Below are 1,200 nucleotides of genomic sequence, written 5' to 3' on the forward strand. Positions count from 1 at the left end.
CAGGCTTTCGCCCATTGTCCAATATTCCCCACTGCTGCCTCCCGTAGGAGTCTGGACCGTGTCTCAGTTCCAGTGTGACTGATCATCCTCTCAGACCAGTTACGGATCGTCGCCTTGGTGAGCCATTACCTCACCAACTAGCTAATCCGACCTAGGCTCATCTGATAGCGCAAGGCCCGAAGGTCCCCTGCTTTCTCCCGTAGGACGTATGCGGTATTAGCGTTCCTTTCGAAACGTTGTCCCCCACTACCAGGCAGATTCCTAGGCATTACTCACCCGTCCGCCGCTGAATTCAGGAGCAAGCTCCCTTCATCCGCTCGACTTGCATGTGTTAGGCCTGCCGCCAGCGTTCAATCTGAGCCATGATCAAACTCTTCAGTTCAAACATCTTTGGGTTTTTAAGAAACCCTAAACTTGGCTCAGCAATCGTTGGTTACATCTTTGATTTCTCGCGGAGTAACTTGTGATGCTGATAATCTTGTTGACTATCAGTCTGACTCCACAAGCACCCACACGAATTGCTTGATTCAGTTGTTAAAGAGCGGTTGGTTAAGATCTTTCGTCTCAACCGAGGCGCGCATTCTACAGCAGCCTCATTTGCTGTCAAGTGATTATTTTCAGAAGTTTTCGAAGATTTCTTCAACAACTTCAACCACTTGCGCTTCCGATCTCTCGTTAGCGGGAGGCGAATTCTACAGCGTTACACGCTGCTGTCAACACCTCTTTTTCTCCGCTTTCGACCGAGAAGATCGAGAAGATCGAGAAGATCGAACCGTTGAAAGCACCAGAAAACCGGCATTTCCAACTCCTTCCAGGCTTCGATGAACTGAAGCGATCCACTATCGAAACCTACTTAACTCATTGAATTTCAAGGAGTTTTCCGTTTCGGCTGCGCCGGAAGTGGGGCGAATTATAGAGACTCAGAATCTGCCGTCAACACTTAATTTCGCTTTTCCTGAAAAACCTGCTTTTTACCCATCAAACGCGGGATCCGGCGGGTCAAGGGAGGAATCCGCAGCGCCAAAAGGAAAACACCTATAAAGGCATAGACTGCCCACTCCTTAAGATCGGCGCGCACGATCCACAACATATGCAGCAATCCCAACCCGAGAATCACATACACCAACCGGTGCAGCTTCTTCCAGCGGGTACCTAAACGGCGCTGGCTGTATCGGTTGGAGGTAACCGCCAATGCCAACA

1 protein-coding gene and 1 rRNA gene are annotated in these 1,200 nt (G+C 49.8%); both read right to left on the reverse strand.

The features are described 5' to 3' along the window. Positions 1–382, reverse strand: a 16S ribosomal RNA gene (locus tag QRN19_RS18505); the annotation flags it as partial. A gap of 558 nt (positions 383–940) precedes the next feature. Beyond that, a partial coding sequence (locus QRN19_RS18510) for a cytochrome b family protein (protein WP_502928348.1) occupies positions 941–1,200 on the reverse strand: 260 nt, incomplete at its 5' end.

Origin of the sequence: Plantibacter sp. ME-Dv--P-122b (assembly GCF_030209375.1) — a bacterium.
Classification (GTDB): Bacteria; Actinomycetota; Actinomycetes; order Actinomycetales; family Microbacteriaceae; genus Plantibacter.